The sequence below is a fragment of the Parasphingomonas puruogangriensis genome (assembly GCF_036663635.1).
Classification (GTDB): domain Bacteria; phylum Pseudomonadota; class Alphaproteobacteria; order Sphingomonadales; family Sphingomonadaceae; genus Sphingomonas.
Genome location: NZ_JAXOJI010000001.1, coordinates 34,309 through 55,481, shown reverse-complemented (window position 1 = coordinate 55,481; position 21,173 = coordinate 34,309). Strand labels below are relative to the sequence as shown.

Genomic DNA, 21,173 nt, shown 5'->3' with positions numbered 1-21,173 from the left:
GCGCGGAAATGCGACGATCGCCGTTCGTCGCACCCCGTTCCGCCTGCTTCAGATCAATGATGCAGTTCGCCGCCCGCCGGTGTCACGCCGGGTGGCGGCAGCGCCGCCAGCTCGTCGGCATCGGTCCAGTCGATCGCCACCAACGGCTCGGTCAGCGCCAGCTTGAGCACTTCGTCGACATGCTTGACCGGCACGATGTTGAGCCCGCTGAGGATGTTGGACGGGATCTCCGCCAAATCCTTCTCATTGTCGAACGGGATTAGCACGGTCTTGATGCCGCCGCGGAGCGCCGCGAGCAGCTTTTCCTTCAAGCCACCGATCGGCAGCACGCGACCACGCAGCGTGACCTCGCCGGTCATCGCGATCTCGCGCCGCACCGGCACGCCGGTCAGCGTCGAGACGATCGCCGTGACCATGCCGATGCCGGCCGACGGGCCATCCTTGGGCACTGCCCCTTCGGGCAGATGGATATGGATGTCCTTGCGGTTAAACAGGCTCGGCTTGATCCCGTAGCTCGGGCTACGAGCCTTGACGAAGCTGAGCGCGGTATCGATCGACTCCTTCATCACGTCGCCGAGCGTGCCGGTGACCTTGGCGGCCCCCTTGCCGGGCACGGTAACGCTCTCGATGGTCAGCAATTCGCCGCCCACTTCGGTCCAGGCGAGCCCGGTGACCGCGCCGATCTGATTCTCTTCCTCGCCCAGTTCGTGGCGATATTTCTTCACGCCGGCAAACTCGCCGAGATTGTCGGGCGTGATGACCACATTGGTCACCTTGCCTTCGAGGATCTGGCGCAACGCCTTGCGTGCCAGGCGCGCAATCTCGCGTTCCAGCGTGCGCACGCCGGCTTCGCGCGTGTAGAATTGGATCAGCGCGCGCAGGCCCTCGGTGGTCAGCTCGAACTCGCCGGCCTTCAGGCCATGCGCCTCGATCTGCTTCTCGATCAGATGGCGCTGCGCGATCTCGACCTTCTCGTCCTCGGTATAGCCTTCGAGCCGGATGATCTCCATGCGATCGAGCAACGCCTGGGGCAGGTTGAGCGAATTGGCCGTGCACACGAACATCACGTCCGACAGGTCGTAATCGACCTCGAGATAATGATCCTGGAACTTGGCGTTTTGTTCCGGATCGAGCACTTCGAGCAATGCCGACGCCGGATCGCCGCGGAAATCCTGGCCGAGCTTGTCAATCTCGTCGAGCAGAAACAGCGGGTTGCTGGTGCCGGCCTTTTTGAGGTTCGTCACAATCTTGCCCGGCAGCGAGCCGATATAGGTGCGGCGATGCCCACGGATCTCGGCTTCGTCGCGCACGCCGCCCAGCGACTGGCGGATGAACTCGCGGCCGGTGGCCTTGGCGATCGACTTGCCGAGGCTGGTCTTGCCCACGCCGGGAGGACCGACCAGGCACAGGATCGGCCCCTTCAGCTTGTTGGTGCGCGCCTGCACCGCGAGATATTCGACGATGCGGTCCTTGACCTTCTCGAGCGCATAATGATCCTCGTCGAGCGTGACCTGCGCGGCGGCGATGTCCTTCTTGACCTTGCTCTTCTTGCCCCAGGGCAGGCCCAACAGCACATCGAGATAGTTGCGGATCACCGTCGCCTCGGCGCTCATCGGCGCCATGGTCTTGAGCTTCTTGAGCTCGCCCAGCGCCTTGCCGCGCGCTTCCTTCGACATCTTGAGCGAGGCGATCTTCTGCGTCAGCTCGGCGATCTCGTCGCCCTCGCCTTCCTCGCCCTCATTACCGAGTTCGCGCTGGATCGCCTTCAACTGCTCGTTGAGATAATATTCGCGCTGCGTCTTCTCCATCTGACGCTTGACGCGGCTCTTGATCTTCTTCTCGACCTGCAACACGCCGAGCTCGCCTTCCATGAAGGCAAAGGCCATTTCGAGCCGCTTGGCGGGATCAAGCTCGACCAGCAGGGTCTGCTTATCCGACACCTTGACCGAGATGTTGGCGGCGACCGCATCCGACAGGCGCGAGGCATCTTCGATCTCGTTGAACTGCACCGCGGTCTCGGCCGGCAGCTTGCGGTTCAATTTGGCGTAATTCTCGAACTGGCCGATCACCGAGCGCATCAACGCCTCGACCTCATTGCCCTCGGCAGCGAGATCCTCGACCGGCAGCACGGTGGCGCTGAGATAGCCATCGGTTTCGGCGATCACGTCAAGCGTAGCGCGCGCCTTGCCCTCGACCAGCACGCGGACCGTGCCGTCCGGCAGCTTGAGCAATTGCAGCACGGTAGCAGTCACGCCGAGATCGTAGAGATCGTCACGCTCGGGATCGTCTTCGGCCGGATCGAGCTGCGCGACGAGGAAGATTTCCTTATCGGCGTTCATCGCCGCTTCCAGCGCCGCGACCGACTTGTCGCGACCGACGAACAGCGGCACGATCATGTGTGGGAACACGACGATATCACGCAGCGGCAGTACGGGGTAAGATTGGGTCATGAATACTCCGGGAGCACCAGAACGCGGTGCGTTGCCATCCTTATATGGTGATGCTTGCCATTCCATCAATCGGCGGAAGCGCAGGACACGGCGAACCGTGCTGGCGACTCTCCCCGCGCTGCTGCTGATCGCCGCCGCCCCGCTCAAGAAAGGCGAACCGCCGCTGACCGCGCAGACCATGCGCTCGGGCGGGCCGATCGACCCCGGACAGGCCAAATTGCGCTTCGATCATGTGGACTTGGCGCTCGAAGTGCGGCCCGAGACGCAGCGGCTCGACGGCACCGCCACGCTCCGATTCACCGCCAAAGCGCGGCTGACCGTGCTGGCGATCGATCTCGATCGCAACCTGCCGGTCAGCGCGGTGGCCATCGACGGCCACCCGCTCCAGCGCGCCGCGTGGCGCAATCCGCAAGGGCGGCTGACCATCACCCTGCCCCACGCCGTGCCGGCCGGTCGCACGCTGGTGGCCACGATCCGCTATGGCGGCACGCCGCATATCGCGGTGCGCGCGCCGTGGGATGACGGCGTGGTGTGGTCGAAGACGCCCGACGGGCGGCTGTGGTTCGCCACCACGGCGGAGGGCTATGGCTGCGATCTGTTCTGGCCGTGCCTCGATTTCCCCACTGGCGAGCCGGCGTTGGTCAATCTGCACATCACCGTGCCGGCGGGGCTCAAGGCGCCGAGCAACGGCAAATTGCTCGGCGTCGACACGCTGCCCGACGGTCGCACGACGTGGCATTGGCGCGCGCGCCAACCCAACACCTACGGCATCGCGCTGAATGTCGGGCCGTATGAGGAACTCAGCGAAACCTATCGCAGCCGCTTCGGCAATCGCATCCCGATGCATTATTGGTATTTGCCGGGCGAAGAGCGCCAGGCGCGCGCACTGTTCGCCGAATTCGCGCCGACGCTGGAGTTCTTCGAAAGCGTGATCGGCCCCTACCCGTTCGGCGACGAGAAAGTCGGCGTGGTCGAAACGCCGCATAAGGGCATGGAGCACCAGACGATCAACGCTTACGGCAACGACTATGCCAAGGCGCCGGAGGGATTCGATTGGCTGTTCCACCACGAATTTTCCCACGAATATTTCGGCAACCAGCTCACCGCCGAGAATTGGGACGATTACTGGCTGCACGAAGGCTATGCCAGCTACATGCAACCGCTCTACGGTCGCTGGCGGGAGGGCGAGGCGCGCTATGCGGCGATGCTCGACGACCAGCGGGGCAAGATCGCCAATGCCCAGCCGATCGTGTCGGGCAGGATCCGTACCGAGGAGGAAGTGTACGAGACCAAATCGGGCGGGCCGGGCACGGACATCTATTACAAGGGTTCGTGGATCCTGCACACGCTGCGCGGGCTGATCGGCGATGCGGCGTTTTACGAAGTGACGCGGCGCGCCGTGTTCGGCCAGGCCAAGCCGACGCCTGGCAGCTTCCGCCCGCGCTTCGGCTCGACGACCGAATATGAGGCATTGGTCAGGTCGGTGACGGGCCGGGATTATGGCTGGTTCTTCGACACCTATCTGCGCAAGGCAGCGCTGCCCGAACTGATCGAGACGCGCGGCAACGGGACGCTGGCGTTGCGCTGGGCGGCACCGGATGGGCTGGCCTTTCCCATGCCGGTCGAGGTGCAGGTCGATGGCCGGATCGAGCGACTGGCGATGACCGATGGGCGCGGCACGCTCGAGTTAGCAGATAATGCGCATGTCGTGCTCGACCCGTTCGCGCGCGTGCTCCGCAGGTCCAAAGCGGTCGAGGAATATCAAGCCTGGCAAGCGGCACAGGCCGCCATGAGCGGAGCGACGAAATGAGCCAGTGGACGAAGCGCGGCGCTGAAATGGCGGCGATGTTCATGATCGGCGACGGGTTGCTCGGGCTGCTCCAGCCGCGGCGCCACGTCGCCTTGTGGGAAGATGAGGCACTTGGTTCGGAAGTCCTGGTCGCGCCGTTTCGCGACCGACCGGGGCGCCGCCGCGCCTATGCGCTGGTCCAGATCGGCGTCGGCATCGCGCTTGCCGCACGGCAACGGAAGGAAGCGCGATGACGCCGCGCCGTAAAATGCTCTTCGCCTTCGGGTTGGCCCTGGCAGCCCCGGTATCGGCGCAGCGCGGCGACGTCCCCAACCCGGCCGATCCTTACATCCACCGGCAGACCGGCATGGCCTTTCCCGCCCGTGTAGGATCGGCCATCCGACATCAGGTCGTCCGCTATAACGATGACGGCGCCGACAGTGGCGTCGGCTATCAGATCGCTCGGGTCGGCGAGCCGGACAATGACGGCATGGTCGCCTATCTGTCGATCTTCGTCTATCCGACGCAGGGACCTCCGGCCGGCGCCACCGCGAGCGACGGCGCGGCGCGCGAACGCGCGTGCGCGGCGACGTTCGAGGGCATGAAGCACGATATTCTCGCCCGCGAACCGGACGCCACCGTGCAGGTCGAGGAGCGGATCGAGGCGACGTCCTCCGCAACGATCCGCCCGAGCGGACGGCGGATCGTCTATCGAGGCGGCACCATGCCGTTCGCTGGCAAAGAGCAAGCGGTGCGCGAAGAGGCGCGCCTGTTCTGCATCCCCGGTGGCAAGTGGCTGGTCTCTTACCGCGTCACCTCGCCGGCGAGCGTCGACGCCGACGTCGACGTGGCGCGGGTGATCGCGGCACTACGCTGGCCGGATACTTTGGGGCGATAGCCGTCACCATGCCGTCACGATTATACGCGGGGTGACCATGCCATCCGTGCCACAGGAGCCGCAAAGGAATCCCATATGGCCAAAGCCGATCGTCTCGCCCAAACCGATATCCGCCGCACGGAGCTAGAAGCGGAATACCTTGCCACCCTCACCGCTGCGCTGGAAACCTGCGCGTCGGGCAAATGGGGCCTGTTCGGCCACCGGCCCGACAAGCAGAATATCGCCAAGTTCGAACCGCTGATCGAGGAGCTGGACGAACTGGCCTTCGCGATCGACAAGATGCGCGACCAGCTCGATCTCGCACCGTTCACGCTACACAGCGAGTTTATCGCCTCGCGCGGGCTGGCGAGCCCGAGCGCAGTGGGGGAGCCGAAACAGGCTAAGGCGTGGCTGGAGCGGCTGGCGGCTCGGGCGGCGGACTGAGGTCCGCCGACATTTTGTCATCCCAGCGGAAGCTGGGATCTCAAGCGGCGGGCGCGGGACAGGAGCCCCATGAAACCCCAGCGTGCGCTGGGGTGACGGAAATAGCAGGGTGCAAATGGCGGAGGCCAAGGCCCCCGCCAACGGCTTACGCCGCGCCCGACTTTTCCTTCTTGGCGTAGACGCGGATCGGTTCCTTGCGGCCCTCGATCACATCGCCGTCGATCATCACTTCGTCGACCGAATCCATTCCCGGCAGATCGAACATCGTATCGAGCAAAATGCTCTCCAGGATCGAGCGCAGGCCCCGCGCGCCGGTCTTGCGATCGATCGCCTTCTTGGCCACCGTGACCAACGCGTCGTCGGTGAAGCCGAGCTTGACGTCCTCCATGTCGAACAGCTTCTGATACTGTTTCACGAGCGCATTCTTCGGCTCGGTCAGGATCGTCACCAGTGCCGGCACGTCGAGATCTTCCAGCGTCGCGATGACCGGCAGACGGCCGACGAATTCCGGGATCAGGCCGAACTTGAGCAGATCCTCCGGCTCGACCGACTTCAACGTCTCGCCCGTGCGGCGCTCTTCCGGCGAGGCGACGTACGCGCCAAAGCCGATCGACTTGCCCTGCAGACGATCGCCGATGATCTTCTCAAGCCCCGAGAAGGCGCCGCCGCAGATGAACAGGATGTTGGTCGTGTCGACCTGCAGGAATTCCTGCTGCGGATGCTTGCGCCCGCCCTGCGGCGGCACCGACGCGGTGGTGCCTTCCATCAGCTTGAGCAGCGCCTGCTGCACGCCCTCGCCTGACACGTCGCGCGTGATCGAGGGGTTCTCGGCTTTCCGTGAAATCTTGTCGATTTCGTCGATATAGACGATGCCGCGCTGCGCCCGCTCGACGTTGTAATCCGAGGCCTGGAGCAGCTTGAGGATGATGTTCTCGACATCCTCGCCAACATAGCCCGCTTCGGTCAGCGTCGTCGCATCGGCCATGGTGAACGGCACATCGAGGATTCTAGCGAGGGTCTGGGCGAGCAAGGTCTTGCCGCAACCGGTCGGCCCGACGAGCAGGATGTTCGACTTGGCGAGCTCGACATCGGCGCCCTTCTGGCCGTGGTTGAGGCGCTTGTAATGATTGTGCACCGCCACCGACAGCACGCGCTTGGCGCGCTTCTGGCCGATCACATAATCATCGAGCACGTCGCAGATTTCCTGCGGGGTCGGCACGCCGCCATCCTTCTTGGAGACCAAGGCGGACTTGGTTTCCTCGCGGATGATGTCGTTGCACAGCTCGACGCATTCGTCACAGATGAACACGGTCGGCCCGGCAATCAGCTTGCGCACCTCGTGCTGCGACTTCCCGCAGAACGAGCAATACAGGGTGCTCTTCGAATCGCCGCCGCTCAACTTGGTCATTCAATCCATCCTTCGCGCCGATACGCGCGCTAGTGCGGGCAGCCACCTTAGGCCGCCCGCCTTCAATCGTACAATAGCAATCGGCCTTACGATGCCGGCCTCCCTCTTAAGAAGCCGGCAATGCGGGAGCGCCGCCGGTTTCGTCGGTGACGGCAGGCCGCTTGTCGAACACTTCGTCGATCAGGCCGAACGCCTTGGCTTCGTGCGATTCGAGGAACGTATCGCGGTCCATCGCCTTCTCGATCTCCTCGATCGGCTTGCCGGTATATTGCGCATACAATGCGTTCATCCGGTTCTTGATGCGCTGGATTTCCTGCGCCTGGATCTGGATGTCGCTGGCCATGCCCTGCGCGCCGCCCGATGGCTGGTGAATCATGATGCGCGCATTGGTCAGCGCGACCCGCATGCCCGGCTCGCCGGCGGCGAGCAGGAAGCTGCCCATCGACGCGGCCTGGCCGATGCACACCGTGCCGACGCGCGGGCGGATATATTGCATCGTGTCATGGATCGCCATGCCCGCCGTGACGACGCCGCCCGGCGAGTTGATGTACATGAAGATGTCCTTCTTGGGGTTTTCCGACTCCAGGAAGAGCAGCTGCGCGGTGATGACCGAGGCCATATGGTCCTCGACACCGCCGGTGATGAAGATGATGCGCTCGCGCAGCAGGCGCGAATAGATGTCGAAGCTGCGCTCGCCGCGGTTCGACTGCTCGATCACGATCGGCACGAGGCCACCGGTGATCGGGTCTGCGCGGAACCCCGGAGGAGCGAAATTACCGGTCTCGAACGGATTATGCATGGGAGTATTCAGTCCTTATGCCCCAGTGATGGCTATACATCGGCCTTGGGGGAAACGAGTTCAAGCCCCGTTGCCGGGAGCCCGATGGGCCAGATAGGCCAGCCGCCGCATCTCGCGCCGGCCGCGCACCACCGTATCGAGGATCAATCCGGTAAACATGTTGAGCGCGGCAAGGATGCCGAGCCCGGTAATCAGGATCGCGGTCGGGAAACGCGGCACGGTGTGGGTCTGCATATAGGTGATCGCCAACGGGATCGCCAGGATCACCGCCAGGGCGGCGAGCAGGCCGGCGATCACGCCGAAGAACAGGATCGGCCGCTCGATCCGATAGAGCGTGGCGATGGTATTGAGGATGCGGAAACCGTCGCGATAGGTGTTGAGCTTGGACTCCGAACCCTCCAGCCGCGCGAAATAGCGTGTCTCGACTTCGCCGACGGGCATCTTGAGCTCCAGCGCATGGACGCTGATCTCGGTCTCGATTTCGAACCCTTCCGACAGCACCGGAAAGCTCTTTACGAAGCGGCGGGAGAAGACCCGGTAACCGGAAAAGATATCGGTGAAACTGCGGCCGAACAGACGCGCGAGCAGTCCGGTCATCGCCTTGTTGCCGAGCTGATGCCCGCGGCGATAGGCCGCGCTGACCTCGGTCACGCGGCTGCCGACGACCATGTCGAGCTGCTCACCCAGCATGCGCGCGATCAGTGCAGGCGCGGCGTCTGCGTCATAGGTCGCGTCGCCATCGGCCATGACGTAGATGTCGGCATCGACATCGGCGAACATGCGCCGCACGACCGCGCCCTTGCCCTGGATGCGCTCGATCCGCACGATCGCGCCGGCCGCGCGCGCGACCTCGATCGTGCGATCGCTGGAATTATTGTCGTAGACGTAGATCCGCGCGCTCGGCAGCGCGCCACGAAAGCCGGCCACCGTCTGCGCGATGGCGGCTTCCTCATTGTAGCAGGGCAACAGGATGGCGATGCTGGGTACGGTGTCAGTCATCGTTCACCCCCTGCCCTCGTTCGTCATAACGCCTATCCGTCATCCCCGCGAACGCGGGGATCCCGCTTCTTTACGACATTCGAGAAGAAGCGGGATCCCCGCCTCCGCGGGGATGACGGGGTAGTTTACGCCTGATCCGCCGCCGGCTTCTTGGCGCGCGGCTTCTTCGCCGGTGCGTCTGCGGCCTGCGTGCCTTCGGCGGCTTCCGCCGCGACCGGCGACGACGTCGTCAGTTCGGTTGCCGCCTCGACCGGCGCGGCCTTGGCCTTCTTGGTCGCGGCCTTCTTCACCGGCTCGGCCTGGACCAGCTCGTCGCCGGGCGCGGCGGGCTCGATATCGGCGTCTTCCAGCTTCTTGGCGGCAGCCTTCTTGGCCGGCTTGGGCTTGGCCGTCTCGGCGCTGGCTTCCGTTTCACCGTCGACCGCGTCCGCCTTCTTGGCCTTCTTCGCCTTGGGCTTGTGATTGTCATGATCGTGCGTGTGCGTACCGGTGGAGAAGCCTTCGTCGCTCTCGATCGCCGCTTCCAGTTCCTCGCGCGTCACTTCGCGATCGCTGATCTCCGCCTTCTCGAACAGGAAATCGACCACCTTGTCCTCGTACAACGGCGCACGCAGCTGGGCGGCGGCCATCGGCTCCTGCTGGACATAGTCCATGAAGCGCTTGCGATCTTCCGGGCCATATTGCTGCGCGGCCTGGGCGACGAGGCGCTGCATTTCCTGGTTGGATACTTCGATGCCGTTGGCCTGGCCGATTTCCGACAGGAGCAGGCCGAGGCGCACGCGACGCTCGGCGATCTTCTGATAGTCTTCGCGCTCCGATTCCATCTCGGCCAACGCCGCTTCCGGATCGGCTTCATGCGTCGCTTCATGCTCGAGCTGCGACCAGATCTGGCCGAATTCGGCTTCGACCATCGACGGCGGCACGGGGAAATCATGCCCCTCAGCGAGCTGATCGAGCAATTTGCGCTTCATATAGGTGCGCGTCAGGCCGTTCAGTTCCTGCTCGATCTGCCCCTTGAGCAGACCGGACAGCTGCTCAAGGCTCTCGAGCCCAAGCGAAGTGGCGAGCGTGTCGTCGATCACCGTGTCGCCGGCGACCTTCACGGCCTTGATCTTGAGATCGAACGTGGCGGGCTGGCCGGCCAGTTCCTTGACCTGATAATCCTCCGGGAAGGTAACCTCGATCTGGGTCTCGTCGCCGACGTTGACGCCGACGAGCTGGTCCTCGAAGCCCGGGATCAGACGACCGGTGCCAATTTCGACCGACATGTCCTCGCCGGTGCCGCCGTCGAACGGGACGCCTGCCACCTTGCCGACGAAATCCATCTCGACCAGATCGCCGGTCGCCGCGGCATGGCCCTCAGGCGCGTCTTCGAAACGCTTCTGCTGGTCGGCGAACTTCTGCAGCTGCTCCTGCACCTTGGCCTCGTCGGCCGGCACCGTCAGGCGCTCCAGCTTGAGGCTATCGATCGCCGGGGTGGGCACGTCGGGGAGCACTTCGAGCTCGACCGTGACGCTAGCGTCCTGGCCGGGGGCATAGCCCTCGCCAAGGCTGACCGAGGGCTGCATCGCCGGGCGGATGCGCTGTTCGGCGATGAGCTGCTGCACGCCTTCCTGGATCGAGCTGTTGAGCGCGTCCTGCAGCAGCGAATCGCCGTGCATCTTGCGTACCAGATTGGCCGGCACCTTGCCGGGGCGGAAGCCGGGCATGCGCACTTGCGGCGCGACGCGCTTGAGCTCGGCATCGACCTTGGAATCGATGTCCTTGGCGGTGATCATCAGCGTATAAGCGCGCTTCAGGCCTTCGTTCAACGTTTCGACAGTCTGCATTTCAACTCACGCCTTTTCAGGAATCTATCTTGTTCGCGGCCGCCCTCGCGGCAAGCGCGAAGGACTGGTGCGGGCGAAGGGACTCGAACCCCCACATCTTGCGATACTTGGACCTAAACCAAGCGCGTCTACCAATTCCGCCACGCCCGCACTTAGGACACCGCAGGTCGGCGGCGTCTATACCAGTCACGGCCCCCGGGGCAAGCCACGTTGCACGCAAGCCGTGCGCCACAAGCGCAACCGCCCCCGTCGTCGCGCGTTGGAGCAGTTCACAGGAGAAAGATGATGGCATCCACGCCCCCCGAACTTCCCCCCCAGCCTAGCCAACCAGCGCAGCCCGATCCGGCCCCCACTGAACTGCCGTCGCCGCAGCCCGACGTCGATTTCCCCGATACGACGCCGGACACTGGGCCAGACACCGGTCCCGACATCGCCCCCGGCCAGCCGATCGGCGGCACGACCTATTCCTGAAGGAGCCGATCGATGGCCAACGACCCGAATTTGGATAGCGATGAAGATCCGCGCAGCGATCTCGAGCAGATCGTCGAAGCGCGCAAAGACGCGGTCGAGCGTGGTGAAGGCGGCGAAGAGCCGGACACCTTCGCCTCGACCGGAGAACATGACGGCGTCGGCGGCACCGGCGGCGTGGTTAAGAACCAGGACGATACGGCACAGTGATCGAGGGACGGCACCAGCCGTCCCTCTTCTGCCTTATTGGGCCGTCAGATCGACGATGCGATCGCGATCATACCGCATCACGCCGGGCATTTCTGGGATGCGGCTGATGGTAACGCCATAATAATTCGGCAATTTGCCGACCGCCTTGAACGCCGCCGATACGATCTTGGCGGCTGACAGCCTCGGATCGATCGGCATGTCGGTGCCCGCTGGGCGGAATAGCGGCTTGGTGTCGGCGACTGCCGGCTGCGAAGAATCGCCCGGGGTTGGCTCTTGAACGACTGGCGGATCGATCACGCCGAGATCGACGATCGCACCTGCGGGTGCGTCGAATTTGACGCTGCCCATGCAAAAGCAGCTGCCGATTGCCGCCGCGCCGGCGGGAGCGGCAAGCTGGCCATAGACGCGGTATGTGCCGGCCGTCACTTCATGCAGGTAGGTCGAAAGCTCCTTCGATTTGGCGAAGCGGTTCATCGGGCCGATACCGACGCTGGCCATCATGCCGAACTGGACGAACTCGAAATTTGCCTCGGTCGGCTCAACCGGCTTTTCCGGCACGGACAGGCCGGGACTTTTCGCGGCGGCTGCCCGGGCGCGTTCGTAGCTCGCGGCCTTTTTGCCATATTTTTCGCGCGCCTCGGCCAAGGCAGCAGCGCGAACGCGGTCATAGGTCGCCTGATCCTCGGCCGTTGGCACCTTCATCAGATACAAGGGCGCAGCGTTGGCTGTGCGCAACAGAATATAGGCCTTCGTCGGATCCAGCGCGACCGCAGGCTTGTCCTTTACCGCCGATGCAACCACGAACACGGGAGGCTTTTCCTTCGCGGCCGCCGGCACGGCGGCCACGACCGCACCGAGCGCTGCGAGCGCTGCGAGCAGATGCTTCTTCACAGGCCCAACTCCTTGCCCTGAAGCGTAGCGGACGACGCGACCAGCGCCTGCTGCTTGAGATACGCCTGGCGTTTCTCTTCGCTGACGCCCGACAGACCCTCCTCGAAATTGAACTTGTCCCACAAATCTTTGGGCAGGCCGTAGCGCTGATAGCCTTTGAAATGCATGCAGGTGCGCATGTTGACGCGGCGCAGACGACGCTTCTCCGCCGAGCCGAAAATCATCATCGCCATAACGTTGCCGATCGCCCCACCAACCGCGCCGGCCATCGTGCCGGCGTAAGGATATGGCGTCTGCGTATAGCCGATCCCGCTTTGCAACCCGCGCGCATAGCCATCGCATTCGGCGATGTCGGCATAGGCGGTGGCGAAATCCACATCCGCCCGACGGAAGACATAGTATTTGTCGAAATCGGCCGCTTCTGTGCCGTCCGACGTGAAGGCCAATACCGGCATCGTCACGCCGGTCGTGTCGCTCAGCTCGGCGCTGGGCGGCCCGAACGGCGACGTGCTATCCGCCAGATAGCGCACACTTTGCGCCGAAACCGATGCCTCGCTCATGACAAGCGCCAGCACCGCAAGCGCGGCGGCGCGTCCCCCTACCCTCATTGTATCCCCCCGTAAAACGACGCCGAATCGGCCGCTTATGGGCAGGGAGATTAACGCTGCCGCCATCTGCGGCAAGCGCGATCACGATCAGTTCAGTGCCTTCTTCAGCAGATCATTGACCACGCCCGGATTGGCCTTGCCGCCCATCGCCTTCATCGTCTGGCCGACGAAGAAGCCGAACAACTTGTCCTTGCCGCCGCGATAATCGGCGACCTTGTCGGCGTTGGCGGCCATCACGTCGGCGATGATCTTCTCGATCTCCCCGGTGTCGCTGGTCTGCTTGAGTCCACGCTCTTCGACGATGCCTCCCGCGCCCTGCCCGGTTTCGAGCATGATCTCGAACACCTGCTTGGCCAGCGTGTTGGACAGGGTGCCGTCGGCCACGAGCGCCAGCAATTCCGCCGCACCGTCGGGCGTGACGGGCGAGGTCGCGATATCCTTGCCCAGCCGGTTGAGCGCGCCGAACAATTCCGACGTCACCCAGTTCGCCGCCGCCACCGGCTTGGCGCCGGTATCGAGCAATGCATCGAACCAGCGTGCGCTCTCGACCTCCGCCGTCAGCACCGCCGCGCCGTAAGCGGTGATGCCGAGCGCCTCGTAGCGCTTGCGTTTGGCGTCGGGCAGTTCGGGCAGGCTGGCGCGGCATTCGGCCAGGAACGCCTCGTCCAGTTCGAGCGGCAGCAGATCGGGATCGGGGAAGTAGCGGTAATCGTGGGCGTCTTCCTTCGAGCGCATCGAGCGCGTCTCGTTGCGGTCGGGATCGTACAGCCGCGTTTCCTGCACGATGCGGCCGCCCTCCTCGAGCACTTCGACCTGGCGCTTGGCCTCCTGCTCGACCACCGCCATCACGAAGCGCACCGAATTGACGTTCTTCGTCTCGGTCCGCGTGCCCAGCGGATCGCCCGCCTTGCGCACGCTGACGTTCACGTCGGCGCGCATCGAGCCTTCTTCCATATTGCCGTCGCAACTGCCGACATAGCGCAGGATCGAGCGCAGCTTGCGCAGATACGCGCCCGCCTCGGCCGGCGAGGCCAGATCGGGCTTGGACACGATCTCCATCAGCGCGACGCCCGAGCGGTTGAGATCGACATAGGAGCGCGTCGGATGCTGATCGTGCATCAATTTGCCGGCATCCTGCTCGACATGGATGCGCTCGACGCCGATGCGCTTGCCGCTGGCATCGGGGTTCTTGTCATCCAGGCTGATATCGATCGCGCCTTCGCCGACCAGCGGGTGGTACAACTGGCTGATCTGATAGCCCTGCGGCAGATCGGCATAGAAATAATTCTTGCGGTCGAACCGCGACCATTTGTTGATCTGCGCCTCGATCGCCATGCCGGTGCGCACCGCCTGGCGGATGCACTCGCGGTTGGGCACGGGGAGCATGCCCGGCATCGCCGCGTCGACCAGCGACACCTGCGTGTTGGGCTCGGCCCCGAAGGTGGCGGCGGCGCCGGAGAACAATTTGGCGTTGGACGTGACCTGCGCGTGCACTTCGAGGCCGACCACGACCTCCCAGTCGCCGGTTTCGCCGCGGATAGTGTAGGTGGAGGCATCAGTCATGCGTCGGTCTCGGGTGTGATGAGGGTGAGGTCGGGAAAATAGCTACGGTAATGTCGGGGATCGCGTGTGAGAAGTGGCTGACCCGCCGTTTCGGCATGTGCGCCGATGAGAAAATCGCCCAGCAGTTTGTCGCGGCCGCCACCGGCAGCCCGATAGGCATACTGCGCCGCGCCGGCACGATGACTGGCGCGGGCATCGAACATCGTCACGCCCAAGCCGATCCCAGCCAACATAGCGAGGATATCCCGCTCAGTGCCGCCGCGGATGGCGAGTTCCCCGACGACAATGGCGCTGACGGACACCGGCGCGCGCGCGCGGACGATCGAGTGCATCGCCCAATCTAACCAGCGCGGATCCTCCTCACGCAAATCGATCACGACATTCGTATCGAGCATCATGGCGGGAAAGGGTCATCCCCGCGGATATCGCGCATGATGTCATCCGTCGGCCGGCCTTCGCGCAGATGCGGAAAACGCTGCATCGTTTCCCGCACGCGTGCCCTCAACCGCTCGATCTCGGCATCGAGATTGCGACTCGGCTTGCGGATCACTGCCGCATCCGGACCGAGCATGGCGATCTCGACCGGCTCGTTCGCTACCAGGCCGAGCGCGTCACGCACGTCCTTCGGGATCGTCACCTGGCCTTTGACCGTCAGATTGGTGAGCTTCGTCATGCCCGGGGTATTACCAAAATGCGGTAATACTGTCTATCGCCACTTAGCGTACGGTGCCCCAGCCCGCCATTTTCAGCACCAGCGCCCATTCGACACGGCGGCTTACTCGAGACCCTCCGTCATCTGCCTTTCCGTCTGTTCGCACGCTCCCGGGCGCGCCGGTTCAGGATCTTCTGCCGCTCGCGGGTCAGCTTCTTGGACGCCGATCGACCGAACCTGACACGCTTGAACACTTCGGCGAGCCCTTCCCCAGCAAACTGGAACAAGGTTTCGCCGATCCAACTCACCACCAGGGCTCGGCGCGCGCGGTGAAGCCGGCGCGCTGTTCGAGCGCCAGGCCAGCGTTCAGCACGCCTTGCTCGTCGAGCGCCTTGCCGATGATCTGCAAGCCCAGCGGCAGGCCGCCCGCATCCACGCCGCCCGGCACCGACATCGCCGGCAGCCCGGCGAGCGACGAGGGCACGGTGAACACGTCGTTGAGATACATGGCGATCGGATCGGCCGATTTGTCGCCCAGCGCGAAGGCCGAGGACGGGGCGGTCGGGGTGAGCAGCAGGTCGCAGCTTTCCCAGGCGCGATCGAAATCGCGCGCGATCAGCGTGCGAATCTTCGACGCCTGGGTAAAATAGGCGTCGTAAAAGCCCGCCGACAACACATAGGTGCCGATCATGATGCGACGCTTCACTTCCGGCCCGAACCCAGCCGCGCGCGTCGCCGCGTACATGTCCTGCAGCCCCGCGCCCTCGGGCAGATCGCGCAGGCCGTAGCGTACGCCGTCATAGCGCGCGAGGTTGGACGAGGCTTCGGCCGGGGCAATGATGTAATAGGCCGGCAGGGCATATTTGGTGTGCGGCAGCGACACCTCGACGATCTCCGCGCCGGCGTCCTTCAGCCAGGCGATGCCCTGCTGCCACAAGGCATCGATTTCGGCCGGCATGTTGTCGACGCGATATTCCTTGGGAATACCAACGCGCTTGCCCTTGAGATCGCCCGACAAACCCGCTTCCCACTGCGGCACGTCGAGCTGCAGCGACGTGGCATCCTTGGCATCGAAGCCGGCCATGTTCTCGAGCATGATCGCACAGTCGCGCACGTCGCGCGCCATCGGCCCGGCCTGGTCGAGCGACGAGGCGAAGGCGATCGTGCCCCAGCGCGAACAGCGGCCATAGGTCGGCTTGATCCCGGCAATGCCGGTAAAGGCGGCGGGCTGGCGGATCGAGCCGCCGGTATCGGTGCCGGTCGCCGCCGGGCACAGCCGGGCGGCGATCGCCGCCGACGAACCACCCGAGGAGCCGCCCGGGGTGAGCGCGGCATTGCCGCCGTCATTGCGCCGCCACGGCGAGATGACGTTGCCGAACGCGCTGGTCTCGTTGGACGAGCCCATGGCGAACTGATCCATGTTGAGCTTGCCGAGCATGCCCGCGCCGGCCTCCCACAGCTTGCCCGAGACGGTGGATTCGTACGGCGGGGTGAAGCCTTCGAGGATCAGGCTGGCCGCGGTCGCCGGCACGCCCTTGGTGCAGAACAGGTCCTTCATGCCGATCGGCACGCCGGCCAGCGGCTTGAGCGTCTCGCCTGCGGCGCGCGCCGCATCGGCCGCGTCGGCGGCGGCCAGTGCATGCTCGGGCGTCTCGACCAGGAAGGCGTTGAGCGTCTTGGCCTGGGCCACGTTGGCGACGAACGCTTCCGCGACTTCACGCGCGGAAAAGCTGCCGTCGCGCACGCCATCGCGGATCGCGGCGACGCCGAGGTTGGTGAGGTCGGTCATCGCACGCTTCCCATCAGTTCCCCCGCGAAAGCGGGGGTCCAGGGCCGCGCGCGCAAGAGTCTTTGTTTCTGGATCCCCGCCGGTGCGGGGATGATCGAATGCTGATCGACGATCATCATTCGATCACCTTCGGCACAGTGAAGAAGCCGTGCTCGGCCTGCGGCGCATTGGACAGCACCGCATCGCGCACGCCGCCGTCCGTCACGACATCGTCGCGCAGCCGCAGATGATTGGGGATCACTGCGGTCATCGGTGCGACGCCGGTCGTGTCGACCTCGCCCAATTGCTCGATCCAGCCCATGATATTATCGAGCTCGGGCGCGATGCGCGCGGCCTCGTCTTCGGTAATGGCGATGCGGGCTAGGCTCGCGATCTTCTTCACGGTGGGGATGTCTACTGGCATGGCCCGCGGCTAGCAGAGCGCCCGGCACCGGCGCAAGGTTCGTGTCGATTGCGCAGCGCGTGATGATCGTGCAGGCACGCCGCACCGGCACGGCCAGCGACGAGGCTGCGCGGCCGCCCTGGAGTGTCGCGTGGCCCGTAAGTTTATCTACGTCATCGCCGCGCTGATCGTGCTCGCGATCGCCGCCGCCTTTGCCTACCGCATCTGGGGCGTGCAGATCATCCGTTGGTGGGCGGTACCGAATACGCAGTTCCAGCCGCTGCCCAAGATCGCCGCCAACGCCTATGCCGATCCTAAGATGTGGATCGCGCATCCCGGCCGCGCGACCGATCCGGCGCGCTGGACCCCGCCCGGCTTCACCGCGGCCACGACGCCGACCGCCGCCGTCTTCTATATCCACCCGACCTCGTTCCTCGGCACCGCGCGCTGGAACGCCGCGCTCGACGATGCGGAGAGCAATGCGCGCGCGGAACTGTTCCTGCGCGGCCAGGCCAGCGCCTTTAACGAGGTCGGCGCGATCTGGGCGCCGCGCTACCGCCAGGCGACGTTCGGCGCGTTCCTGACCGACATCACGGCATCCAAACAGGCGCTCGATCTGGCCTATGGCGACGTGCTCGCGGCGTTCGACCAGTTCGTGCACGAAGCCGGCGATCGCCCGATCATCCTCGCCGGCCACAGCCAGGGCGCGCTGCACCTCACCGGGCTGCTGCGCGATCGCATCGCCGGCAAGCCGATCGCCAAGCGCATCGTTGCCGCCTATGTCATCGGCTGGCCGGTCTCGCGCAGCACCGATCTCGCCGCGCTGGGGCTCCCCGAATGCGCGCGCGCCGATCAGGCCGGCTGCCTCCTCTCGTGGCAGAGCTTCGCCGAACCGGCCGATCCGGCGATGGTCGTCGATCATTATAACGAGACCAGTGGCCTCAATGGCCAGCCGCGTCGCGACACGCCGATGGTCTGCACCAACCCGCTGACCGGCACGCCGAACGCCGTCGCCCCGGCCACCGCCAATCTCGGCACGCTCGTGCCGTCGGCCGATCTGGCCAGCGCGACGATCGTCGCCGGTAGCGTGCCGGCGCGCTGTGACCCGCAAGGCTTCCTGTTGATCGGCGAGCCGCCGACGATCGGCAGTTACGTGCTGCCGGGCAACAATTATCACGTCTACGATTACGGCCTGTTCTGGGCCAATGTCCGCGCCGACGCCGCGCGCCGGCTAGCGGCGTACTCCGCGCGATGATCACCACCGACCGCACCGTCTATCGCGACGCGCTGCCCGCCGCCGGCCGGCTGATCGGGCTCGACGTCGGCACCAAGACGATCGGCACCGCCATTTGCGACGCCGGCTGGAGCTTCGCTTCCCCTGCTTTGCTGATCCGCCGCACCAAATTCCAGAAGGACAAGCTGGCGCTCATCGCCCTGATCACCGAGCAGCGCATTGCCGGCATCGTCATCGGCCTGCCGCTCCATCTCGACGGCCAGGAAAGCCCGCGCAGCCAATCGAGCCGCGCCTTCGCCCGCAACATGGAGGATCTGGAACTGCCGATCCTGCTATGGGACGAGCGCTTTTCCACCCAGGCGGTGACGCGGACGCTGATCGAGCAGGACGCCAGCCGCGCCAAACGCGCCGAGCTGGTCGACAAGATGGCCGCCGCCTATATCCTGCAAGGCGCGATCGACGCGCTGGTCGCGGCATGATCGGGGATCGACTGCCTCCTGCCTTGCGCCGCACCGCGCAGCGCATTACCGCACCCCTTTAATGCATCCGTCAGACCACAGCCCCGCTGCCTCGCTGCCCGGCAGCGCCGTTTTCCCGCACCGGCACCTGACCGGCATTGCGGGATTGAAGCCGCATGAGATCACCTTCCTGCTCGACGAAGCCGAGCAGTGGGTCGAGGCCAATCGCGGGCATAAGAAGAACGACAAGCGCCTGCGCGGGCTCACCCAGATCAACGCCTTTTTCGAGAACAGCACGCGTACCCTGCTGTCGTTCGAGATCGCCGGCAAACGGCTGCGCGCCGATGTCGTCAACATGCATGCCGCGCAATCGAGCGTGAAGAAAGGCGAGACGCTGATCGATACGGCGATGACGCTGAACGCAATGCGCGCCGACGTCATCGTCATCCGCCATGGGTCGTCGGGCGCGGTGCGGTTGATCGCCGACAAGGTCGATTGCCCAGTGCTCAACGCCGGCGACGGCAGCCACGAACATCCCACCCAGGCCTTGCTCGACGCGCTGACCATCCGCCGCCGCCGCGGCACGATCCACAACCAGCGCGTGGTGATTTGCGGCGATGTACTGCACAGCCGCGTGGCGCGATCGAACATCCTCGCGCTGACCTCGCTCTCCGCCGATGTCCGCGTGTGCGCGCCATCGACGCTGATGCCGGCCGGGATCGAACGCATGGGCGTCACCCCGTTCACCGATTTCGACGCCGCGCTGGAAGGCGCCGACGTGGTGATGATGCTGCGCCTGCAGAACGAGCGCATGGCCGGTGGCTTCGTCCCCTCCAACCGCGAATTCCACCTGCGCTACGGCCTGACGCTCAAGCGCCTGGCCAAGGCGCAGCCGGGCGCATTGGTGATGCATCCGGGACCGATGAATCGCGGCGTCGAGATCGATTCGGCGGTCGCCGATCATGTCGATCAATCGGCCATCACCGAGCAGGTCGAGATGGGCGTCGCAGTGCGCATGGCGTGCCTCGACGTGCTGACGCGCCGCTCGCGCGGTGTGAAGGGCTGGGCATGACGATCGCGCTTCTCAACGCGCAGCTGGTCTGCCCGATCGCCGGCCTGGCGAGCGGCGGCGTGCTGATCGAGGGCAAGGATATTGCCGCGGTCGGCACCTTTGCCGTACCCGATGGCGCCGAGGTGATCGACTGCCGTGGCAAGATCCTGGCCCCCGCGATCGTCGATCTCGGCGTGTTCACGATCGACGTGCCGGCCTGCCATGCCGGCGGCATCGTCCGGGTCGGGCTGATGCCCGATCAAACGCCGGTGCTCGACGATCCCGGCATCGTCCAGCGCGCCGCCTTGATCGGCCGCCCCGGTCTGTGGATCCACCCGATCGCCGCCGCCACGCGCGGTCTTGCCGGCAAGGATCTGGCCGAAATGGCCATCAACCGTGATGCCGGCGCGGTCGCGGTCGGCACCGGCGAGCGCTGGATCGCCGATTCGGGCGTGATGCGCAAAGTCCTCGCTTATGCCGGCGATCTCGGGCTGACCTTGGTCGCCGAGGCGCAGGATGGCGGCGTGGTCGGCACCGCCGTCGCCACCGCCGGCGAAACCGCGACGCGCATGGGCCTCCCGTCCGCGCCGTCGATCGCCGAGCCGCTGGCGATCGCGCGCGATCTGATGCTGGCCGAGGAAACCGGCGCCAAAATCCATTTCCGCGCCGTCACCACCGCTGCCGGGTTCGAGCTGGTCCGCGCCGCCAAGCGCCGCGGCGTGCGCGTCACCTGCGGCATCACCCCGGCGCATCTCATGCTGTCGGACATTGCGATGAGCGATTTCCGCACCTTCACCCATCTCTCGCCCCCCTTGCGCGACGAGAGCGATCGCCAGGCCTGCCTGGCGGCGCTCGCCGACGGCACGATCGACATCTTATGTTCGGGCCACGATCCGCGCGGGCCGGAGGAAAAGCGCCTGCCCTTCGCCGATTCGGCGCACGGCATGGCCGGGGCGGAGACGTTGCTGGCGCTGTCGCTCGGCATGGTGCGCGACGAGCGCATTACGCTCCAGCGGCTGATCACCATGTTGTCGGCCGGGCCGGCGGCGATCCTCGGACTCGACACGGGCACGCTGACGGTCGGGGCGCCAGCCGATCTGATGCTGTTCGACGATGGCGCGCCGTGGCTGATCGATGCCGACAAGATGGTTGCGATCGCCGGCAACACGCCGTTCGACGGGCTGCCCGTGCAGGGCAAGGTGCTCAGGCTGTGGAAGGGCGGGACGGCGCTGGTTTAGGAGCGCTTTCCCAACCCTTAATCCCTTCCCCGGC

General features: G+C 65.1%; 22 protein-coding genes and 1 tRNA gene. 10 read left to right on the top strand and 13 right to left on the bottom strand.

Features of this window, described 5'->3' with window-relative positions; all coding sequences use genetic code 11:
* Positions 1-53 precede the first annotated feature (53 nt).
* On the bottom strand, positions 54-2,450 hold the full coding sequence (gene lon / locus U1739_RS00305; RefSeq protein WP_332702852.1) for an endopeptidase La: 2,397 nt from the start codon (positions 2,448-2,450) through the stop codon (positions 54-56).
* A gap of 178 nt (positions 2,451-2,628) precedes the next feature.
* Between lon and U1739_RS00300 the strand changes: the two genes are divergently transcribed.
* The 4 genes from U1739_RS00300 (at position 2,629) to U1739_RS00285 (ending at position 5,560) form a co-directional block, all read left to right on the top strand.
* A complete protein-coding gene (locus U1739_RS00300; RefSeq protein ID WP_332704798.1) occupies positions 2,629-4,260 on the top strand; it encodes a M1 family metallopeptidase in 1,632 nt (543 codons plus the stop codon).
* A complete protein-coding gene (locus U1739_RS00295; protein WP_332702850.1) occupies positions 4,257-4,493 on the top strand; it encodes a hypothetical protein in 237 nt (78 codons plus the stop codon). The genes U1739_RS00300 and U1739_RS00295 overlap by 4 nt, the downstream gene beginning before the upstream one ends.
* A complete protein-coding gene (locus U1739_RS00290) occupies positions 4,490-5,137 on the top strand; it encodes a hypothetical protein (RefSeq protein WP_332702848.1) in 648 nt (215 codons plus the stop codon). Before U1739_RS00295 ends, U1739_RS00290 begins: the two co-directional genes overlap by 4 nt.
* A gap of 75 nt (positions 5,138-5,212) precedes the next feature.
* A complete protein-coding gene (locus U1739_RS00285; protein ID WP_332702846.1) occupies positions 5,213-5,560 on the top strand; it encodes a hypothetical protein in 348 nt (115 codons plus the stop codon).
* A gap of 145 nt (positions 5,561-5,705) precedes the next feature.
* Here U1739_RS00285 and clpX read toward each other — a convergent pair whose 3' ends face one another.
* The 5 genes from clpX to U1739_RS00260 all read right to left on the bottom strand — a co-directional run bounded on the left by clpX (position 5,706) and on the right by U1739_RS00260 (position 10,745).
* Positions 5,706-6,968, bottom strand: a complete 1,263-nt coding sequence (clpX, locus tag U1739_RS00280) for an ATP-dependent Clp protease ATP-binding subunit ClpX (protein ID WP_260598664.1) — start codon at positions 6,966-6,968, stop codon at positions 5,706-5,708.
* A 106-nt stretch (positions 6,969-7,074) separates the two neighbouring features.
* Positions 7,075-7,767: an ATP-dependent Clp protease proteolytic subunit gene (locus tag U1739_RS00275; RefSeq protein ID WP_332702844.1), complete on the bottom strand. Its 693-nt coding sequence runs from the start codon at positions 7,765-7,767 to the stop codon at positions 7,075-7,077.
* A gap of 60 nt (positions 7,768-7,827) precedes the next feature.
* Positions 7,828-8,766 carry a glycosyltransferase family 2 protein gene (locus U1739_RS00270; protein WP_332702842.1) on the bottom strand — a complete coding sequence of 313 codons (939 nt, stop codon included), beginning with the start codon at positions 8,764-8,766 and terminating at the stop codon, positions 7,828-7,830.
* A 125-nt stretch (positions 8,767-8,891) separates the two neighbouring features.
* A complete protein-coding gene (gene tig, locus U1739_RS00265) occupies positions 8,892-10,595 on the bottom strand; it encodes a trigger factor (protein WP_332702840.1) in 1,704 nt (567 codons plus the stop codon).
* A 65-nt stretch (positions 10,596-10,660) separates the two neighbouring features.
* Positions 10,661-10,745: transfer RNA gene (locus U1739_RS00260), tRNA-Leu, on the bottom strand.
* Between the two features lie 135 nt (positions 10,746-10,880).
* On the opposite strand from U1739_RS00260, the gene U1739_RS00255 reads away from it, so the two are divergent.
* Together U1739_RS00255 and U1739_RS00250 are read left to right on the top strand one after the other, a co-directional pair.
* Positions 10,881-11,066 carry a hypothetical protein gene (locus U1739_RS00255; RefSeq protein WP_332702838.1) on the top strand — a complete coding sequence of 62 codons (186 nt, stop codon included), beginning with the start codon at positions 10,881-10,883 and terminating at the stop codon, positions 11,064-11,066.
* Between the two features lie 12 nt (positions 11,067-11,078).
* Entirely contained in the window at positions 11,079-11,273 is a 195-nt protein-coding gene (locus U1739_RS00250) for a hypothetical protein (protein ID WP_332702836.1), read from the top strand.
* A gap of 33 nt (positions 11,274-11,306) precedes the next feature.
* On the opposite strand, the gene U1739_RS00245 is transcribed toward U1739_RS00250, so the two are convergent.
* From U1739_RS00245 to gatC, 7 genes are all read right to left on the bottom strand, one after another.
* A complete protein-coding gene (locus tag U1739_RS00245) occupies positions 11,307-12,164 on the bottom strand; it encodes a hypothetical protein (protein WP_332702834.1) in 858 nt (285 codons plus the stop codon).
* Positions 12,161-12,772, bottom strand: coding sequence for a hypothetical protein (locus tag U1739_RS00240; RefSeq protein ID WP_332702832.1), 612 nt, complete (start codon positions 12,770-12,772; stop codon positions 12,161-12,163). The genes U1739_RS00245 and U1739_RS00240 overlap by 4 nt, the downstream gene beginning before the upstream one ends.
* 87 nt (positions 12,773-12,859) lie before the next feature.
* On the bottom strand, positions 12,860-14,335 hold the full coding sequence (gatB, locus tag U1739_RS00235) for an Asp-tRNA(Asn)/Glu-tRNA(Gln) amidotransferase subunit GatB (protein WP_332702830.1): 1,476 nt from the start codon (positions 14,333-14,335) through the stop codon (positions 12,860-12,862).
* Positions 14,332-14,733, bottom strand: coding sequence for a type II toxin-antitoxin system VapC family toxin (locus U1739_RS00230; protein WP_332702828.1), 402 nt, complete (start codon positions 14,731-14,733; stop codon positions 14,332-14,334). The genes gatB and U1739_RS00230 overlap by 4 nt, the downstream gene beginning before the upstream one ends.
* On the bottom strand, positions 14,730-15,008 hold the full coding sequence (locus U1739_RS00225; RefSeq protein ID WP_332702825.1) for an AbrB/MazE/SpoVT family DNA-binding domain-containing protein: 279 nt from the start codon (positions 15,006-15,008) through the stop codon (positions 14,730-14,732). Before U1739_RS00225 ends, U1739_RS00230 begins: the two co-directional genes overlap by 4 nt.
* A 283-nt stretch (positions 15,009-15,291) precedes the next feature.
* Positions 15,292-16,776, bottom strand: coding sequence for an Asp-tRNA(Asn)/Glu-tRNA(Gln) amidotransferase subunit GatA (gatA, locus tag U1739_RS00220; protein ID WP_332702822.1), 1,485 nt, complete (start codon positions 16,774-16,776; stop codon positions 15,292-15,294).
* Between the two features lie 115 nt (positions 16,777-16,891).
* Positions 16,892-17,179 (bottom strand): Asp-tRNA(Asn)/Glu-tRNA(Gln) amidotransferase subunit GatC, encoded by a 288-nt coding sequence (gene gatC / locus U1739_RS00215; RefSeq protein ID WP_332702819.1) that lies wholly within the window; start codon positions 17,177-17,179, stop codon positions 16,892-16,894.
* Between the two features lie 130 nt (positions 17,180-17,309).
* On the opposite strand from gatC, the gene U1739_RS00210 reads away from it, so the two are divergent.
* The 4 genes from U1739_RS00210 (at position 17,310) to U1739_RS00195 (ending at position 21,139) form a co-directional block, all read left to right on the top strand.
* Positions 17,310-18,413, top strand: a complete 1,104-nt coding sequence (locus U1739_RS00210) for a DUF3089 domain-containing protein (protein WP_332702816.1) — start codon at positions 17,310-17,312, stop codon at positions 18,411-18,413.
* Positions 18,410-18,871 carry a Holliday junction resolvase RuvX gene (ruvX, locus tag U1739_RS00205; RefSeq protein WP_332702813.1) on the top strand — a complete coding sequence of 154 codons (462 nt, stop codon included), beginning with the start codon at positions 18,410-18,412 and terminating at the stop codon, positions 18,869-18,871. The genes U1739_RS00210 and ruvX overlap by 4 nt, the downstream gene beginning before the upstream one ends.
* Before the next feature lie 61 nt (positions 18,872-18,932).
* Complete coding sequence (locus U1739_RS00200; RefSeq protein ID WP_332702810.1) at positions 18,933-19,922, top strand: aspartate carbamoyltransferase catalytic subunit; 990 nt, start codon at positions 18,933-18,935, stop codon at positions 19,920-19,922.
* Positions 19,919-21,139: a dihydroorotase gene (locus U1739_RS00195; protein WP_332702807.1), complete on the top strand. Its 1,221-nt coding sequence runs from the start codon at positions 19,919-19,921 to the stop codon at positions 21,137-21,139. Before U1739_RS00200 ends, U1739_RS00195 begins: the two co-directional genes overlap by 4 nt.
* Positions 21,140-21,173: the final 34 nt, after the last annotated feature.

Bases quoted from the DNA above. Each gene is read 5' to 3' on its own strand.
- lon (WP_332702852.1), bottom strand. From the start codon at position 2,450: ATGACCCAATCTTACCCCGTACTGCCGCTGCGTGATATCGTCGTGTTC.
- U1739_RS00300 (WP_332704798.1), top strand. From the start codon at position 2,629: ATGCGCTCGGGCGGGCCGATCGACCCCGGACAGGCCAAATTGCGCTTC.
- U1739_RS00295 (WP_332702850.1), top strand. From the start codon at position 4,257: ATGAGCCAGTGGACGAAGCGCGGCGCTGAAATGGCGGCGATGTTCATG.
- U1739_RS00290 (WP_332702848.1), top strand. From the start codon at position 4,490: ATGACGCCGCGCCGTAAAATGCTCTTCGCCTTCGGGTTGGCCCTGGCA.
- U1739_RS00285 (WP_332702846.1), top strand. From the start codon at position 5,213: ATGGCCAAAGCCGATCGTCTCGCCCAAACCGATATCCGCCGCACGGAG.
- clpX (WP_260598664.1), bottom strand. From the start codon at position 6,968: ATGACCAAGTTGAGCGGCGGCGATTCGAAGAGCACCCTGTATTGCTCG.
- U1739_RS00275 (WP_332702844.1), bottom strand. From the start codon at position 7,767: ATGCATAATCCGTTCGAGACCGGTAATTTCGCTCCTCCGGGGTTCCGC.
- U1739_RS00270 (WP_332702842.1), bottom strand. From the start codon at position 8,766: ATGACTGACACCGTACCCAGCATCGCCATCCTGTTGCCCTGCTACAAT.
- tig (WP_332702840.1), bottom strand. From the start codon at position 10,595: ATGCAGACTGTCGAAACGTTGAACGAAGGCCTGAAGCGCGCTTATACG.
- U1739_RS00255 (WP_332702838.1), top strand. From the start codon at position 10,881: ATGGCATCCACGCCCCCCGAACTTCCCCCCCAGCCTAGCCAACCAGCG.
- U1739_RS00250 (WP_332702836.1), top strand. From the start codon at position 11,079: ATGGCCAACGACCCGAATTTGGATAGCGATGAAGATCCGCGCAGCGAT.
- U1739_RS00240 (WP_332702832.1), bottom strand. From the start codon at position 12,772: ATGAGGGTAGGGGGACGCGCCGCCGCGCTTGCGGTGCTGGCGCTTGTC.
- gatB (WP_332702830.1), bottom strand. From the start codon at position 14,335: ATGACTGATGCCTCCACCTACACTATCCGCGGCGAAACCGGCGACTGG.
- U1739_RS00230 (WP_332702828.1), bottom strand. From the start codon at position 14,733: ATGATGCTCGATACGAATGTCGTGATCGATTTGCGTGAGGAGGATCCG.
- U1739_RS00225 (WP_332702825.1), bottom strand. From the start codon at position 15,008: ATGACGAAGCTCACCAATCTGACGGTCAAAGGCCAGGTGACGATCCCG.
- gatA (WP_332702822.1), bottom strand. From the start codon at position 16,776: ATGACCGACCTCACCAACCTCGGCGTCGCCGCGATCCGCGATGGCGTG.
- gatC (WP_332702819.1), bottom strand. From the start codon at position 17,179: ATGCCAGTAGACATCCCCACCGTGAAGAAGATCGCGAGCCTAGCCCGC.
- ruvX (WP_332702813.1), top strand. From the start codon at position 18,410: ATGATCACCACCGACCGCACCGTCTATCGCGACGCGCTGCCCGCCGCC.
- U1739_RS00200 (WP_332702810.1), top strand. From the start codon at position 18,933: ATGCATCCGTCAGACCACAGCCCCGCTGCCTCGCTGCCCGGCAGCGCC.
- U1739_RS00195 (WP_332702807.1), top strand. From the start codon at position 19,919: ATGACGATCGCGCTTCTCAACGCGCAGCTGGTCTGCCCGATCGCCGGC.